Origin of the sequence: Thioclava sp. 'Guangxiensis' (assembly GCF_045348365.1) — a bacterium.
GTDB classification, from domain to species: domain Bacteria; phylum Pseudomonadota; class Alphaproteobacteria; order Rhodobacterales; family Rhodobacteraceae; genus Thioclava; species Thioclava kandeliae.
Genome location: NZ_CP155822.1, coordinates 311714 through 327319, shown reverse-complemented (window position 1 = coordinate 327319; position 15606 = coordinate 311714). Strand labels below are relative to the sequence as shown.

Sequence of the window (15606 nt, the reverse complement as noted above, 5' to 3'; positions counted from 1 at the left end):
GCCCTGTGTGATGGTCCCGATTGGGCCCTGAATAGGTAAAATTCCTTGTAATTGCCATTATTCGTTCACTGAATGGCACCAATTTCGAAACATGGTTAGCCGAACGGAAGTCCAAAGAGGCGAGCATAATGGTCGGTGCAAATAAGATTCTGACGGTATCTTACGGAACGTTCTCCTGCACGCTGGAGGGCTTCGACGAACCGTTCCAGACGATGCAGGCGATTGCGGAATATTTCCGCGATCTCGCGGCCGAGGACCGCTATTTCGGCGCCGAACCTCCCCAGCCTGATGCGGAGATGCTGCACCGGATTGCCGAGCGCGAAATCCAACGCCGTGTGGAAGCAAAAATCCAGAAAAACGGCGTGATCCTGCGCGCCTCAGATGAGACGCCCAAGCTCGATCTGACCTCCAAGATCGCGGCCCCTGTCGCGGCTTCTGTCGCGGAGCCGGTCTCCGAGCCTGCCAAGGATGCGCGTCCGCAGTCTGCGGCACCTGCACCGACGGATGACAGTGTCGCGGCCAAACTGGCGCGCATCCGCGAGGTTGTGGCGCGTTCCAAAGCCGAAGCGACCAAGCCCGCGCCGACGCCGGAATTCCTGGAGGATCTGTCCGGTGCACCCGAAGCCCAGAATTTCGGCGGGAATGGCGGGTTTGGCGAGGCGCTGGATATTTCCGGTCCTGTCTCGGATGACGAGCTGAAGGCTATGGCTGAAAGCGACGAGGTCTCGCCTGACGTGCTCGCGGCCGAGGCAGAAGTCAAAGCCGCCGCTGAGGACGCTGCGCGTCAGGCAGAACTTGCCGCCGAGGAAGAGGCCGAGCGTAAGGCCAAGGAAGAGGCGGAGCGCGCCGAGGCAGAGGCCAAAGCCGCCGCAGAGGACGCTGCGCGTCAGGCAGAGCTTGCAGCTAAGGAAGAAGCCGAGCGCAAGGCCAAGAAGGAGGCTGAACGCGCTCAAGCGGAAGCCAAGGCCGCAGCCGAGGAAGCCGCGCGTCAGGCAGAGCGTGCCGCCGAGGAAGAGGCCGAGCATAAGGCCAAGCAAGAGGCGGAGCGCGCCGAGGCAGAGGCCAAAGCCGCCGCAGAGGACGCTGCACGTCAGGCAGAGCGTGCCGCCGAGGAAGAGGCTGAGCGTAAGGCCAAGCAAGAGGCGGAGCAGGCGGCCGAGAACGAGGCGCTTTCTGCCGAGCTGGCGGCGCTGGAGGAGACTGCGGAAGATGCGGAGCACTCCTCCGAGATCGCGCAAGCCGAGAGCCCCGAGGAAGCGTCCGAGGCGGTCCCGCGTCCGGTGCGTCCGGCGCTGCGGGCCCGTGTGATCAAGGTCCGGCGTGTCCAGCCAACGGTTGAGGCTCCGGTGGCAGAGCGTCCTGTTGTGCCGACCAACGATCTGCCCGGCGCTGACCTGTCGCCCGAGGATGAAGAGGATCTGCTGAAGGCGCTGGCGGAGCTGGATATCGACGAGCCCGCGTCTGTTGGGCAAGCGGAGGCGCAAGTAGAGATCGCCCCCGAGAGAGACGCCGATGAGAGTGATGCGGCGATCGCCGATCTTCTGGCGGCGGACGAGCCCGAGACGCAAGAGCCCATCGCCGAGGAACCTGCTCGTGAGGCGGCGGAACCCGATGCAGAGGAGGCGGTCGAATCGCCCAAGGCGGAGCCGGCACCCGAAGTCGGGACGATGAAGCCGTCTGCGGCGGACCCCGCCGCGCCGGTCGCGCCGCGCCGGGGTCCGAGCCTGACCGACATCCTGCGCCGTCGCCGCACCGAAGAGCCCGTGCGGACCGATGCACCTGCAAAAGACGCCGCGTCCGCTGCGGAGCCCGCGCAAGCGGAGGTCACACCGCCAGAGCCCGCGAAGAAGGCCACCAGCGAAGCCGATGTCTCGCGTCTGATGAAAGAGGCGGATAACCAGCTGGCAGGACGGGATAATCGCCGCCGGCTCTCGGCTATTGCGCATCTGAAGGCTGCGGTTGCCGCGACCGTGGCCGAGCGCCGTCTGAAAGGCGAGAAAGCCGAGCCCGACGAGACCAAGGCCTATCGCGAGGATCTGGATCGTGCCGTGCGTCCGCGCCGTCCGGTGGCGGGGGAAGAGCGGGACAGCCGTCCCGAACTGACCAGCCCCGCGCAACCCAAAGAGGATGCAAGCCGCGACGCGCCGCTGGTGCTGGTGTCCGAGCAACGGGTGGATAAGGACATTTCGGCGGCGATCATCGAGGAGGCTGTGCGTCCGCGCAGGGTCACCACCTCGGAGATTGCGCAGCAGATCGACGAGGCCGCCGAGGAGATCGAGGAGATGCATACCGCGGCCGCGACCAGCTTTGCCGAATTCGCCGAGCAGGCGGGCACGCGTGGGCTGGCCGATCTTCTGGAGGCCGCCGCCGCCTATACCGCGCAGATCGAACAGCAGCCGCATTTCACCGCGCCGCAGATCATGCGCAAGGTGACGGCGCTGGAAGAGGGGGCGGGCTATTCGCGCGAGGACCGGATGCGCAGCTTTGGCAAGCTGCTGCGTCAGGGCAAGATCAACAAGATCAATCGCGGGCAATATGTGGTGTCCGAGCAATCGCGCTTCTTCGAAGAGAAAAGTGCCTGAGCGGAGCGCAAATGTCTCTAGCCGAAATGAAAACAGCCGCCAGATCTCTGGCGGCTGTTTTTACTTGCTTTGGTCGGGATCGCTCCGGCCAACCCCCATGAAGACCGGCCTGCAAGGCCAGATCCATGCCACACCGAGCGCGATATAGAGCGCGAGTTCGGCCGAGAGGGGCAGGCGCCCGACGCGGGCTTCGAGCCAGTTGGCCAAGGTCACCGCGACCACGATATAGACCGGCAGGCCGAGAACCAGCACCAGAATCGCCAGCCTGCGCCGCGTCTTCCAGCTGAGGCCACGCCCTGCCATTACCATCAATCCGCGAAGGGGTCGGTGACGAGGATCGTGTCGTCGCGCTCGGGCGAAGTCGACAGGAGTGCCACCGGGCAGTCGATCAGCTCTTCGATGCGGCGGACATATTTGATCGCCGCAGCAGGAAGTTCGGCCCAGCTACGCGCACCTTCGGTCGACTCGCTCCAGCCTTCGATCTCTTCATAGATGGGCGTGCAGCGCGCCTGCTTGTCGGAGGCGGTCGGCAGATAGTCCAGACGCTCGCCATCAAGCTCGTAGCCCGTGCAGATCTTGATCGTCTCGAACCCGTCGAGCACGTCGAGCTTGGTCAGTGCGATACCGTTCACGCCAGAGACCGAGCAGGTCTGGCGCACGAGGGTCGCATCGAACCAGCCACAGCGGCGCTTGCGGCCGGTGACGACGCCGAACTCATGACCGCGGGTCCCGAGACGCTCGCCATCATCGTCTTTCAGCTCGGTCGGGAAGGGGCCTTCGCCGACGCGGGTGGTATAGGCTTTCACGATCCCCAGCACGAAATCGATCGAGCCCGGACCGATGCCGACGCCGGTTGCCGCCTGACCTGCGATCACGTTGGACGAGGTGACGAAGGGATAGGTGCCGAAATCGATATCCAAGAGTGAACCCTGCGCGCCCTCGAAGAGGATACGCTTGCCGGCCTTGCGCTTCTCGGCCAGCACCTTCCAGACGGGGGCTGCATATTTCAGGATCTCGGGGGCGACTTCATTGAGCTTCGCGATCAGCGCATCCTTGTCGATGGCCTCGAGGCCCAGACCGGCGCGCAGCGCGTTATGGTGCACGAGGGCACGGTCCACGCGCAGTTCCAGCGTTGCGGGATCTGCGAGATCCGCCACGCGGATCACGCGACGGCCAACCTTGTCCTCATAGGCGGGACCGATGCCGCGACCGGTGGTGCCGATCTTGGCAACCGATGTTTGCGCCTCGCGGGCACGGTCCAGCTCGCCATGGAACGGCAGGATGAGCGGCGTGTTCTCGGCGATCATCAGGGTCTCGGGCGAGATATCCACACCCTGTTCGCGGATCTTCTCGATCTCGCCCAGAAGATGCCACGGATCAAGCACGACACCATTGCCGATGATCGACAGCTTACCGCCGCGCACGACGCCCGAAGGCAGCGCGTTCAGCTTGTAAACCTTGCCGTCGATGACAAGCGTGTGGCCGGCATTATGCCCGCCCTGAAAACGTGCGATGACGTCGGCCCGTTCCGACAGCCAATCTACAATCTTGCCTTTCCCCTCGTCACCCCACTGGGCACCGACGACGACGACATTGGCCATGAGACTCTCCTTGGCGCTTCGAAAAACCTTGGGCGGTATACAGAAGCGATGCCTCGGGGGGAACCGATTTCTTGGCAAAACCGGCGGGAATACGATGAAAAATCACCCGCGCTCCCACAGGCCCCTATATATAGGGTATCTGCACCCTGTTTCGCGGCGTGAAGATGCGCGGGATAAGGGGTTGCACGAAGGGCGGCATATGAATAAGTAGGCGCAAGCTTTGCAAGAAGGTCCCTCTCCATATGCAGAACATCATCCTTACCGTTCACCTGATCCTCGCGCTGTTGATGATCGGCGTCGTTCTGTTGCAGCGCTCCGAGGGCGGTGGTCTGGGCATGGGCAGTTCCGGTGGTGGCGCGGGCGGTGGTGTGATGACCGGTCGTCAGGCGGCCAACGCGCTGTCGAAGGCGACCTGGGTTCTGGCAGCGGGCTTCCTCATCACCTCGGTGGCGCTGACCGTTCTGGCCGCAAACGAGGCGGGCGAATCCTCGGTTCTTGACCGGATCGGTGTGGGCAATGCGACCGCACCGGCCGCGGATGACACCAACACGACCGGCAGCGCGATCCCCGATGTGGATCTGACCCCGCCGCCGGCCACGGACTCGCCGGTAACGCCGCCTGCGGCCCAGTAAACGTGACCTTCAGTGCGCCCCCTCGGGCGCACTAGTTCTTGCGTATCTACGGATAAATTAGTCAACTGCTTGCGGTCCGATTGCGGGCTGACCGCGAATCATGTAAGCATCAAATCCCGTGATCCCGAAGCCATTGGCCTCGGGAATGTTTATAATTTTTGTCAGGTCCGTTGCTGGACCGGCAGACCCAAGCAAACTCACGGGGGCTTTCATGGCACGTTATGTCTTCATCACCGGCGGTGTGGTGTCTTCTCTGGGGAAGGGGCTGGCATCGGCGGCGCTGGGGGCTTTGCTGCAAGCTCGCGGCTTTTCGGTGCGACTGCGCAAACTCGACCCCTATCTGAATGTCGATCCGGGCACGATGAGCCCGTTCGAACATGGCGAGGTTTTTGTCACCGATGATGGTGCGGAAACCGATCTGGACCTCGGTCACTACGAGCGTTTCACCGGTGTTCCGGCGCGCAAGACGGATTCGGTCTCTTCGGGCCGTATCTATTCGGACGTGCTCGAGAAGGAACGCCGTGGTGAATATCTGGGCAAGACCATTCAGGTCGTCCCGCATGTGACCAACGGTATCAAGGATTTCCTCGCCGTCGGCGATGACGAGGTCGATTTCATGCTCTGCGAGATCGGCGGCACGGTCGGCGATATCGAGGGGCTGCCCTTCTTCGAAGCGATCCGTCAGTTCGCGCAGGAACGTCCGCGCGGGCAGTGTATCTTCATGCACCTGACCCTGCTGCCCTATCTGGCAGCATCGGGCGAGCTGAAAACCAAGCCTACCCAGCACTCGGTCAAGGAGCTGCGCTCCATCGGGCTGCAGCCGGATGTGCTCGTCTGCCGCTCCGAGCAGCCAATCCCCGAGAAAGAGCGCGCGAAGATCGCGCTGTTCTGTAATGTCCGCCCCGATGCGGTCATTCCGGCCTATGACCTGAAGACGATCTACGAGGCGCCGCTGGCCTATCACCGCGTGGGTCTGGATCAGGCGGTTCTGGACGCGTTCGGCATCTCGCCCGCGCCCAAGCCCGATCTGTCGCGTTGGGAAGACGTGATGGACCGGATGGATAATGCCGAAGGCGAGGTCAAGGTGGCCATCGTCGGTAAATATGTCCAGCTGGAAGATGCCTACAAGTCCATCGCCGAGGCGCTGACCCATGGCGGCATGGCCAATCGCGTGAAGGTCAAGGCCGAGTGGATCGATGCCGAGCAGTTCGAGAAGGAAGATCCCGCGACCTTCCTTGGCGAGTATAACGCGATCCTCGTGCCGGGTGGCTTTGGCGAGCGTGGCACCGAGGGTAAGATCCGTGCGGCGCAATTCGCCCGCGAGAAGAAGATCCCCTATCTGGGGATCTGCCTTGGTATGCAGATGGCGGTGATCGAGGCTGCGCGTAACCTTGCGGGGATCGAGGATGCGGGCTCGGAAGAGTTCGATCACGAGGCGGGCAAGCGCCGGTTCGAGCCGGTGGTCTATCACCTCAAGGAATGGATCCAGGGCAACCACCGCGTCGAGCGCAAGGTCAGCGATGACAAGGGCGGCACCATGCGTCTGGGCGCCTATTCCGCTGTGCTGAAGGCCGATTCGAATGTGGCCGCTGTCTATGGCACCACCGAAATCGAAGAGCGTCACCGTCACCGCTATGAGGTCGATGGCCGCTACCGCGAGAAGCTTGAGGAATGCGGTCTGGTGTTCTCGGGCATGTCGCCCGACAACCGCCTGCCCGAGATCGTCGAGCATAAGGACCACCCGTGGTTCATCGGTGTCCAGTTCCATCCCGAGCTGAAGTCGAAACCCTTCGCGCCGCACCCGCTCTTCTCTGGCTTTGTGAAAGCCGCGAAAGAGCAAAGCCGGTTGGTATAAGAAAAGGGGCCCTCGGGCCCCTTTTCATTTGGCGGTCTACAAACGCTTCTGTGCGGCCATTTGCATATTTCTTCCGCGTCTTTCGGGTGCATCAGGCGAAACCATGATCTAGCGTAACGGATTTCTGGGCGGATTTCTGGTCGGGTGCCCGGATCGGGCATATGAGTGATCGGGCATGCTATCTGACACCCGAACCGGAGGCTGACATGACGACCATTACGGTTTTTCTGGCTATTCTTGGTGCGGTCCTTCTGGGCGCAATGAGCCCGGGGCCGAGTTTTGTCCTGATTTCCCGCCTGTCCCTCGCGAATTCCCGACGAAGCGGTATGGCCGCTGCGATCGGTATGGGGGCGGGAGGGGCCGTGTTTTCCGTTCTCGCTCTGGTCGGGTTGATCGCACTTCTGCAGCAGGTTGAATGGCTTTACTGGGGACTGAAAGTCTGTGGCGGAACCTATCTGGTCTTCCTTGGCCTGAAAATCTGGAGGCATTCGCGAGGCGTTATGGATATGGCGGGAACGGATAGCTTGCAGATGCCGGGAGCCGCTAAGGCAAACAGACAGGATTTTGGGAGTTTCGGTCTGGGCTTTGTGACGCAAATGGCCAATCCCAAGACTGCTATCGTCTATGCCAGTATCTTTGCGGCGATGTTGCCGGAGAACCCTGAACGGATGCTCATTTTCGCGCTTCCGGTCGCGGTGTTTTTTGTTGAGGCGGGATGGTATGGGCTGGTCGCGCTTGTCTTTTCGGCGCCGGGACCGCAGCAGACCTATCTGCGGAGCAAGCGCTGGTTCGACAGGGCGGCGGGAACCGTGCTGGCGCTTCTCGGGCTGCGCCTGATCGTCGAGGAAATGCGCTAGGCCGCTGCGGCGCTCGTTTGCGGCGCTCGTTTGCGGCTAGGGCGGGGGCCGATTTGCATCGGGGCATCGAGCCCCGCCACAAATCGAAAAGGGGCGCGGTGCGCCCCTTTTGTCTTAGCCCATCCGTTCCGAGGCATAAGAGCCCGGAGAAGCGGGGAAGACCACGGTTTTATTGCCATTGATGAAGGCGCGGTGGTGGATATGGGCATGGATCGCGCGCGAGAGCACCTGCGCTTCGACATCGCGTCCCAGCGACACATAATCCGCCGCCGATTGCGCATGGGTGATGCGCACCGTATCCTGCTCGATGATCGGGCCTTCATCGAGATCGGCCGTCACATAATGGGCCGTTGCCCCGATCAGTTTCACGCCCCGCTCATAGGCCTGTTTATAGGGGTTCGCGCCCTTGAACGACGGCAGGAAGGAGTGGTGGATATTGATGATCCGGCCTGACATCTTCTGGCAGAGATCATCCGAGAGGACCTGCATGTAGCGCGCGAGCACGATGAGGTCGGTGCCGGTCTCCTCGACCAGCGCCAGCAAGCGGGCCTCGGCTTGTGGCTTGTTCTCCTTGGTGACCTTGATGTGGTGGAAGGGGATGTCGTAATTGACCACGACCTTCTGGTAATCGAAATGGTTCGAGACCACTCCGACGATATCCACGGGCAGCGCGCCGATGCGCCAGCGGTAGAGGATGTCATTGAGGCAATGGCCGAAACGCGACACCATCAGCATCACCTTCACACGCTCGGAGGGGTCGTGGAATTTCCAGGCCATGGCGAAGGGAGCGGCCACCGGATCGAAGCTCGCCGAGATATCCTCAAGCGCCATCCCACCCTCGCTGCGGAAGGTTACGCGCATGAAGAACTGCCCGGTGAGCGCATCGTCATATTGCTGAGCGTCGATGATATTACACGATTTTTCAGCCAGATAGGTGGTGACTGCGGCGACAATGCCGCGGGCTGTCGGGCATTGGACGGTCAGCACATAGGTCTGTTCGGCGCTCGGTTCGGCGGTTTTTTCGGGGGCGGTCATCGGAGATCCTCTCGCATGGCTGTTGCCATGACCTTCATCCGAACCGCCATTCCCTTCGCGGTGGTTTGCGACAGGCTGACGGGAAAAGGCGACGCAGGCTGGAGACATTCTCCAAAAGAAACGCCCGAAGCGCGGGCTTCGGGCGGGATCTGTCAGGTCTGTTTTCCGGTCAGATCTGCTTTTCCGGCAGTTGGACCACGAGGCCATCAAGCGCCTCGGTGACCGTGATCTGGCAGGTCAGGCGCGAGGTTTCGGGGTCGGGCTGATAAGCGAAATCGAGCATGTCCTCTTCCATGCTGTCCTTGGGCGTCAGCTTCTCGACCCATTCCTTGGCCACATAGACATGGCAGGTCGAGCAGGCGCAGGCGCCGCCGCAATCGGCATCGATGCCGGGCACGCCATTGTCGCGTGCGCCTTCCATCACGGTCAGGCCGGGTTTGACATCGATTTCGTGTTTCGTGCCGTTATGTTCGATATAGGTAATTTTTGCCATGGCTGTTTCCGCGCGCGCCCCGAAGTTTGCTTTGGTGTGTCTGGTGCTTCTGGTGTAGGGCAAGAGGGCGGGCTTGACCAGTGCATGCGGGCGCGCTTTGGTGCACAAGATCGGATGGATACCGGATGGCGTTGATGGGAAGATTTCTGGCGGGGCTGTGCACGCTTGCGCTCTTGGGGGGCTGCATGGATGGCGAGCGCCAGATTGCCCCGCGCGACGATGCAGAGATTCCACTGACGCTTGCCAATGAGTGGCGCGAGACGCCGCCCGACCCGAAGGCTGCGGGCTGCTATGCCCGTCAGACAAGCCCTGCGGTGGTGGAAACCGTCACCGAGCAGCGGCTGGTGAGCCCCGAGATCCGCGACCCGAAGACCGGCCAGATCACGCAGGCCGCCACATATCATACCGAAACCCGCCACGAGATCGTCACCGCCCGTGGCACACGCTGGTTTGCCGCGCCCTGTCCGCCGGTCTTCACGCAGGATTTCGTAGTGATGCTGCAGCGCGCGCTGGCGGCGCGGGGCTATTATCATGGCGGGTTGTCGGGGGTGCTCGATACGCCCACGGGGCAGGCGATCCATGCCTATCAGAAGGCGCGTGGGCTCTACAGCGCAACGCTTTCCACACGGGCAGCACAGGAGCTTGGCCTGACCATCTGGTCCGACCAGACAGCGCCGACATCCTCGGCCACGCCAGGCGTGGCATCGCCCTATCCGGGGCAGATGGGACCGAATTGACCTGAGCCCAACGAGAAAGGGCGCCCCGTGGGGCGCCCTCCGGTTCTTGGCAGAGGCGGTGTTACTTCACCGGAAGAGCCACGAAGCGCGGCGCCCCCTCACGACGGATCAGTAGAAGGATCGACTTGCGCCCCTCGTCGGTGGCTTTCTTGATACGGTCCTGAAGCTCGGCAACCGTGGTCACATCCTCCTGACCCGCCTGCGCGATCACATCGCCCGGACGCAGCCCCTTGTCGAAGGCGTCCGATTCCTCATCGATATCGCCGATCACCAGACCTTTGGCATCCGAGGACAGGTCCAGCTGGCCGCGCAGATCGTCATCGAGCGGCTGGATGGTCATCCCGAGCACGGTGTCCGAGGTTTCGTCAGGTGCCTGCGCGGCTGCGGGGATCGGCTGCGCCTCTGACGTCTCGCGGCGGCCCAGCGTCACCATCAGGGTCTGTTCCTTGCCATCGCGCAGCACGACAACCTGCACCTTCTGGCCGATCGGCGCCCGCGCCACGCGGCGGACCAGATCGCGGGTATCGGCCACTTCGCCACCATCGAATTTGACGATCACGTCACCCGATTTCATGCCGGCATCCTTGGCCGGACCATCTGGCACATCCGAGACCAGCGCGCCCTTGGTCGAGGACAGGTTGAGCGCCTCGCTCATATCCGAGGAGACATCCTGGATCTGGACGCCGAGCCAGCCGCGGCGGGTCTCGCCATATTCCTTTAGCTGGGAGACGACATTCTGGACGACATTCGAGGCCATCGAGAAGCCGATCCCGATCGAGCCGCCATTGGGCGACAGGATCGCGGTATTGACGCCGATCACCTCGCCGTTCATGTCGAAGAGCGGGCCGCCGGAGTTGCCGCGGTTGATAGCGGCGTCGGTCTGGATGTAATCGTCATAGGTGCCCGACAGCTCGCGGTTGCGCGCCGAGACGATCCCTGCCGAGGCCGAGAAGTTCTGGCCGAGCGGGTTGCCCATCGCCATCACCCAATCGCCGACCCGCATCTTGTCGCTATCGCCGAAGGGCACATGGGGCAGGGGCTTGTCGGTCTCGACCTTGAGGAGTGCAATATCGGTCTTCGGGTCGGTGCCGACCAGTTTGGCGGTCTTGGTCGTGCCATCGAAGAAGGCAACCGAGATATCGTCGGCATTCTCGATGACGTGGTTATTGGTGACGATATAGCCGTCTTCCGAGATCACGAAGCCCGAGCCGAGGGCCTTGGAGTGATGTGGCTTCGACGGGCTTTGCTGGCCCTGATCGGGGAAGCCGAAATCGCGGAACAGATCATCGAAGGGGCTGCCTTCGGGGAACATCGGGTTGTTCTGGGTAGGGGTCGAGACGGTCATCGAGGTGGTGATCATCACGACCGAAGGCGAGACTTTCTGAGCCAGATCGGCAAAGCTTGCGGGGGCGGCTTCCGCAAAGACGGGGGTCGCGTGGATCGGGCCCATTGCGAGCGCTGCGGCGATGGCTGCGGCACCGACGGCGCCACGAAGGCTACGGCTGCTGCGTTTGGCGGACAGGAAGGCGGGTGTCTGGATTGTCATGCTCTCTCTTGCTCCGAAGATGCGGGTGGCCGGCACCTTTCGGCTTCCGACCTCGGTGACACGATTTAAGAACGCCACAACGGAAATCACAAATGAAAGCCCCGTCGCGACGGGACAATTGGCTGTGAAACGCCGGTGACCACTAATCTGCCAGAGATGTGATTTGGCACAAGGGGGTTCGTGAGGCGTTTGTTACCCAAGCTTAACCTATTCCGGGTGGTCTCCCGTTCATGGTCATTGGTCTATATCGCGAGATGTCAAGGAACGGTAGACATATCTCATGCGTCCCCGAATTGCCCGGAGGCACGGGGACCCCAAGAGGCTGCCGCGACACGGCCGCGCTGCAACGGGTCGATAATACGCCGGTTGCGCTTGCAGGTCAGGAGCGGGCAACATCAGCCGACGGTCAGGCTTGTCCTTCTTGCCAGAGCCGATCACGTCCGCAGGACCAAACCGCTGGCGGATAGTTTCGTCGGCGCGCGGATCGGTCTGCGAACGGGGCAGGCTACCATCACATGCCCACCGACATGTGGCAGATCTGTCCGCGCTCGGGCCGGTGCGACCTCGGAGAGGATAAGGAAAAAGGCAGGCGGATCGCCTGCCTTTCCGGTTTTCACTTGGCCAAAATGCGATTGGGCCAAAACGCTAATGGGACTGCGTGTTACGGGGCCTGCGTGCTGCCCGTCGCAGGGGGGCTCCCCGCAGAGGCTGTCGTGCCAGCGTCGGTTGCCGCGCTTGTCCCGAGCGATTTCAGGAAGCGGTCATAGTCGAAATAGAGACTATCCGGCTTGACCACGATCCGCGAGCTGTCGGATTTCAGCGCCTTGGCATAGAAATCAAGCTGGCGCGTGAAGGCGAAGAAGGACGGGTCCTTGGAATAGGCATCGGCATAGATCTTGTTGGCCTGTGCCTGTGCCTCACCGCGCACGATCTCGGCCTGACGCTGCGCATCCGAGGTCAGCTCGGTGCGGGTCCGGTCGGCGCTGGCACGGATCCGCTGAGCGGCCTCGTTACCACGCGCGATCTCGTCCGCCGCTTCCCGCTCACGCTCGGCGCGCATACGGGCATAGGTCGCCTCGAGGTTCTGGTCGGGCAGGTCGGTGCGGGTCAGACGCACGTCGATCACCTCGACACCGAGATCCTTGGCTTCCTCGCGGGCCTGATCGCGGATCTTCACCATCAGCCCGATCCGGTCATCGGACAGAACGGCGGTGGAGGGCACGCCGCCCAGCACTTCGCGGATCTGCGCGGTGATGATGTTATCGAGCTGCTGCTGTGCCCAAGGCTCGCCACGGCCACGGGTAGCGGTGTGGAATTTCACTACATCGGTAATGCGCCAGCGGGCAAAAGCATCCACCACGAGGCGGCGGTCATCGAGCGGTGTGACCTCCAGCGGGCGGGTGGTCAGTGACAGGATACGGTCCTCATAGGTGCGCACGGTCTGCACGAAGGGGATCTTGAAGCCGAGGCCCGGCGTCGTCTTGATCTCTTTTACCTGACCGAATTGCAGCACCAGTGCCTGTTCGCGTTCGTCCACGACGAAGAGCGAGCTGAGCCCGAGCGCGCCGACGATCACGACGGCGGGGATTGCGAGAGCGAGTTTCTGCATCAGTTCGACCCCCCGTTGGACGTAGTGGAGCTGGTATCGGAAGTGGCTGCGCGTTTCATGTCGGGCAGGGGCAGATAGGGCACAACGCCCTGACCGCCATCCGGCTCGTCGATGATGACCTTGTCGACGCCGCCCAGCACACCTTCCATCGTCTGCAGGAACATCCGGCGTTTGGTCACGTCGGGCGAATTGACATATTCGTTATAGACCGAGGTAAAGCGTGCGGCCTGACCTTCAGCCTCGTTCACCGTGCGCGCACGGTAGGCCTCGGCCTCTTCCTTCAGCTGGGCGGCCTGACCACGCGCCTGTGCGGTCACGCGGTTGGCGTAGGCATCGGCCTCGTTGGTCAGACGGTCACGCTCCTGTTGCGCGGCTTGAACCTGCCGGAAGCTGTCGATGACCTCCTGCGGCGGGTCGGCCTTGTTGAAGTTCACACGGATGATGTGGATACCCGAGTTATAGCTGTCGAGTGTGCCTTGGATCGCGCCTTCCAACGTCGAGCGGATCGCGCCACGGTCACGGTTGAGCACGGGCGCCAGTTCCGAGCGCGCGATGATGTCGCGCATGGCCGATTCGGCGACCGCGCGGATCGATTCCTGCGCATCGGCAAGGTTGAACAGGTATTTCGCCGGATCATTGATGTTCCAGACGACCTGAAACTGGATGTCGACGATATTCTGGTCGCCGGTCAGCATCAGGCCGGTATCGTTGGAGCCTGCACGCCCCATCCCGATATCGACGGTCTGTTCCAGATCGACGGGCAGGATTTCGTGGGTGACGATCGGCCATGGTGCGAAATTCAGACCGGCGGTCTTGGTGGCCGAGTATTTGCCCAGCGTCATCTCGACCGCTTCCTCGCCCTGCTGGACGGTATAGAGCGAGGACCAGCCCCACAGCAGAACCGCTCCTGCGACGACGATGCCGCCGATAGCCTTGAAACTGGGGCCGGGGTTCGGGCCGCGCGGGCCGCCAGTGCCACGGCCATTGCCGCCGCGTCCGCCCATCAGCACGCGCAGATGTTCAGAGCCCTTCTTCATGAACTCCTCGATCTCGGGGACATTTTGATCCTTGTTCGGACCGCGCTGTCCGGGGCGTTTGTCGGACCCGTTCGGCTTGTCGCCATTGTCTCCGCCGCCCGTTCCCCAGGGACCTGAATTGCTCATGAGACTCCTCACCTTTTCTTGATCTCTGCTGTGACTTGGGAAGGGAACCCAATTGTTTCAACCCTTAGCCCAGCAAAACTGCATGCGAGTTTGGCGCCCGCATGCGTTTTTTCGCGGAACCCGCCGCTCAAACGCTGCGGGTCGGGTTGCGCATGGTCACCAGCTCTTCGGCCATAGTCGGATGCACGGCGCAGGTCGCGTCGAATTGCGCCTTGGTCGCGCCCATTTTCATGGCGATCGCTACCATCTGGATCATTTCGCCCGCATCGGGGCCGACGATATGGCAACCGGTGACGACCTGGGTCTTCTGGTCGACGATCAGTTTCAGGAAGACCTTCTCGTCATTGCCGGCAAAGAGGCTCTTCATCGGCCGGAAGCTGGAGGTGTAGATATCGGCACCGGTGCCCTTGGCCTCTTCCTCGGTCACGCCACAGGTGCCGAACTCGGGCTGGGTAAATACTGCCGAGGCCACCAGATCATGGTCCATCTTGCGCGGGGTGGCGCCAAAAACGGTATCGGCGAAGGCATGGCCCTCGCGGATCGCCACAGGGGTCAGCTGGATGCGATCGGTCACATCGCCCACGGCAAAGATCGAGGGCACATTGGTCTGCGACCACTCGTCCACCAGCACCTCGCCACGCTGGCCCAGTTTTACGCCAGCCGCCTCAAGGCCCAGCCCTTCGGTCAGCGGCACACGGCCTGTCGCATATAGCACCGCATCATAGGTTTCCTCGGCTTCGCCCGCGATATGCACGGTGACGCTCTCGCCGGTTTTGGTCACGCGGTCGATCACATGGCCGGTGCGCATGGTAATGCCCGCGCGCTCCATCTGGCCGATGATCACATCGCGCGATTCCGCGTCGAACCCGCGCAGGAAGGGCGAGCGGTTGAGCACGCTGACCTCGGTGCCCAGCCCGTTCATGATGCCCGCGAATTCGCAGGCGATATAACCGCCGCCCACGATCAGCATTTTCTTGGGTAGGGTCTTGAATTTGAACATATCGTTCGAGGTCAGCACATGTTCGCGGCCCTCGAATTCGGGCACGAAGGGCTTGCCGCCCACGGCGATCAGGATGTGCTTGGCGGTGATGGAGCGCCCATCGGCCAGCGCCACCTCATGCGGGCCGGCAACGGTTGCGCGGCAATCATGGATGCTCACGCCCGCGCCCTCCTGCCCTTTGCGGTAGAGCCCTTCGAGCCGGTCCAGCTCAGCCTCTAGCTTGCCGTGGAAGATGCCCCAGTCAAACGCGCCGATCTTGGCGTCCCAGCCATAGGCCTGCGCCTCTTTCACCGCCTCCGGATAGCCCGACGCATAGACCATCAGTTTTTTCGGCACACAGCCGCGGATCACGCAAGTGCCGCCCATGCGGTATTCCTCGGCTAGCCCGACCTTGGCACCATAGCCTGCCGCGATGCGCGCCGCACGCACGCCGCCCGAGCCGCCACCGATGACAAAGAGATCAAAATCGAAATCGCTCATGGGATATCCTTTACTT

13 protein-coding genes are annotated in these 15606 nt (G+C 62.4%); 5 read left to right on the top strand and 8 right to left on the bottom strand.

Annotated elements, in window-relative coordinates; genetic code table 11:
* Window positions 1-128: 128 nt before the first annotated feature.
* The gene (locus ABEB22_RS01510) at window positions 129-2582 is read left to right on the top strand and encodes a hypothetical protein (RefSeq protein WP_406870683.1); all 2454 of its coding nucleotides are present in this window, start codon (window positions 129-131) and stop codon (window positions 2580-2582) included.
* Between the two features lie 60 nt (window positions 2583-2642).
* Here ABEB22_RS01510 and ABEB22_RS01505 read toward each other — a convergent pair whose 3' ends face one another.
* Window positions 2643-2885 carry a DUF2842 domain-containing protein gene (locus ABEB22_RS01505; RefSeq protein WP_350934547.1) on the bottom strand — a complete coding sequence of 81 codons (243 nt, stop codon included), beginning with the start codon at window positions 2883-2885 and terminating at the stop codon, window positions 2643-2645.
* Between the two features lie 5 nt (window positions 2886-2890).
* Window positions 2891-4183 carry an adenylosuccinate synthase gene (locus ABEB22_RS01500; protein ID WP_339112078.1) on the bottom strand — a complete coding sequence of 431 codons (1293 nt, stop codon included), beginning with the start codon at window positions 4181-4183 and terminating at the stop codon, window positions 2891-2893.
* A gap of 242 nt (window positions 4184-4425) precedes the next feature.
* On the opposite strand from ABEB22_RS01500, the gene secG reads away from it, so the two are divergent.
* The 3 genes from secG (at window position 4426) to ABEB22_RS01485 (ending at window position 7527) form a co-directional block, all read left to right on the top strand.
* Entirely contained in the window at window positions 4426-4815 is a 390-nt protein-coding gene (secG, locus tag ABEB22_RS01495) for a preprotein translocase subunit SecG (RefSeq protein ID WP_406870682.1), read from the top strand.
* Between the two features lie 211 nt (window positions 4816-5026).
* Entirely contained in the window at window positions 5027-6670 is a 1644-nt protein-coding gene (locus ABEB22_RS01490; protein ID WP_339112080.1) for a CTP synthase, read from the top strand.
* A 206-nt stretch (window positions 6671-6876) separates the two neighbouring features.
* On the top strand, window positions 6877-7527 hold the full coding sequence (locus tag ABEB22_RS01485; protein ID WP_406870681.1) for a LysE family translocator: 651 nt from the start codon (window positions 6877-6879) through the stop codon (window positions 7525-7527).
* Between the two features lie 114 nt (window positions 7528-7641).
* Here the strand turns inward: ABEB22_RS01485 and purU are convergent, their stop codons facing one another.
* Together purU and ABEB22_RS01475 are read right to left on the bottom strand one after the other, a co-directional pair.
* A complete protein-coding gene (gene purU, locus ABEB22_RS01480) occupies window positions 7642-8562 on the bottom strand; it encodes a formyltetrahydrofolate deformylase (protein ID WP_339112082.1) in 921 nt (306 codons plus the stop codon).
* A gap of 169 nt (window positions 8563-8731) precedes the next feature.
* Window positions 8732-9055: a 2Fe-2S iron-sulfur cluster-binding protein gene (locus tag ABEB22_RS01475; protein WP_339112083.1), complete on the bottom strand. Its 324-nt coding sequence runs from the start codon at window positions 9053-9055 to the stop codon at window positions 8732-8734.
* 134 nt (window positions 9056-9189) lie between these two features.
* Between ABEB22_RS01475 and ABEB22_RS01470 the strand changes: the two genes are divergently transcribed.
* On the top strand, window positions 9190-9792 hold the full coding sequence (locus ABEB22_RS01470) for a peptidoglycan-binding protein (protein ID WP_339112084.1): 603 nt from the start codon (window positions 9190-9192) through the stop codon (window positions 9790-9792).
* Between the two features lie 61 nt (window positions 9793-9853).
* Here ABEB22_RS01470 and ABEB22_RS01465 read toward each other — a convergent pair whose 3' ends face one another.
* From ABEB22_RS01465 to gorA, 4 genes are all read right to left on the bottom strand, one after another.
* Entirely contained in the window at window positions 9854-11338 is a 1485-nt protein-coding gene (locus tag ABEB22_RS01465; RefSeq protein ID WP_406870680.1) for a DegQ family serine endoprotease, read from the bottom strand.
* Window positions 11339-11999: 661 nt separating this feature from the next.
* Window positions 12000-12947, bottom strand: a complete 948-nt coding sequence (locus ABEB22_RS01460; RefSeq protein ID WP_339112085.1) for a protease modulator HflC — start codon at window positions 12945-12947, stop codon at window positions 12000-12002.
* Window positions 12947-14110 (bottom strand): FtsH protease activity modulator HflK, encoded by a 1164-nt coding sequence (gene hflK, locus ABEB22_RS01455; RefSeq protein WP_339112086.1) that lies wholly within the window; start codon window positions 14108-14110, stop codon window positions 12947-12949. Before hflK ends, ABEB22_RS01460 begins: the two co-directional genes overlap by 1 nt.
* Window positions 14111-14237: 127 nt before the next feature.
* Window positions 14238-15590: a glutathione-disulfide reductase gene (gene gorA / locus ABEB22_RS01450; RefSeq protein WP_406870679.1), complete on the bottom strand. Its 1353-nt coding sequence runs from the start codon at window positions 15588-15590 to the stop codon at window positions 14238-14240.
* Window positions 15591-15606: the final 16 nt, after the last annotated feature.

Bases quoted from the DNA above. Each gene is read 5' to 3' on its own strand.
- ABEB22_RS01510 (WP_406870683.1), top strand. From the start codon at position 129: ATGGTCGGTGCAAATAAGATTCTGACGGTATCTTACGGAACGTTCTCC.
- ABEB22_RS01505 (WP_350934547.1), bottom strand. From the start codon at position 2,885: ATGGCAGGGCGTGGCCTCAGCTGGAAGACGCGGCGCAGGCTGGCGATT.
- ABEB22_RS01500 (WP_339112078.1), bottom strand. From the start codon at position 4,183: ATGGCCAATGTCGTCGTCGTCGGTGCCCAGTGGGGTGACGAGGGGAAA.
- secG (WP_406870682.1), top strand. From the start codon at position 4,426: ATGCAGAACATCATCCTTACCGTTCACCTGATCCTCGCGCTGTTGATG.
- ABEB22_RS01490 (WP_339112080.1), top strand. From the start codon at position 5,027: ATGGCACGTTATGTCTTCATCACCGGCGGTGTGGTGTCTTCTCTGGGG.
- ABEB22_RS01485 (WP_406870681.1), top strand. From the start codon at position 6,877: ATGACGACCATTACGGTTTTTCTGGCTATTCTTGGTGCGGTCCTTCTG.
- purU (WP_339112082.1), bottom strand. From the start codon at position 8,562: ATGACCGCCCCCGAAAAAACCGCCGAACCGAGCGCCGAACAGACCTAT.
- ABEB22_RS01475 (WP_339112083.1), bottom strand. From the start codon at position 9,055: ATGGCAAAAATTACCTATATCGAACATAACGGCACGAAACACGAAATC.
- ABEB22_RS01470 (WP_339112084.1), top strand. From the start codon at position 9,190: ATGGGAAGATTTCTGGCGGGGCTGTGCACGCTTGCGCTCTTGGGGGGC.
- ABEB22_RS01465 (WP_406870680.1), bottom strand. From the start codon at position 11,338: ATGACAATCCAGACACCCGCCTTCCTGTCCGCCAAACGCAGCAGCCGT.
- ABEB22_RS01460 (WP_339112085.1), bottom strand. From the start codon at position 12,947: ATGCAGAAACTCGCTCTCGCAATCCCCGCCGTCGTGATCGTCGGCGCG.
- hflK (WP_339112086.1), bottom strand. From the start codon at position 14,110: ATGAGCAATTCAGGTCCCTGGGGAACGGGCGGCGGAGACAATGGCGAC.
- gorA (WP_406870679.1), bottom strand. From the start codon at position 15,590: ATGAGCGATTTCGATTTTGATCTCTTTGTCATCGGTGGCGGCTCGGGC.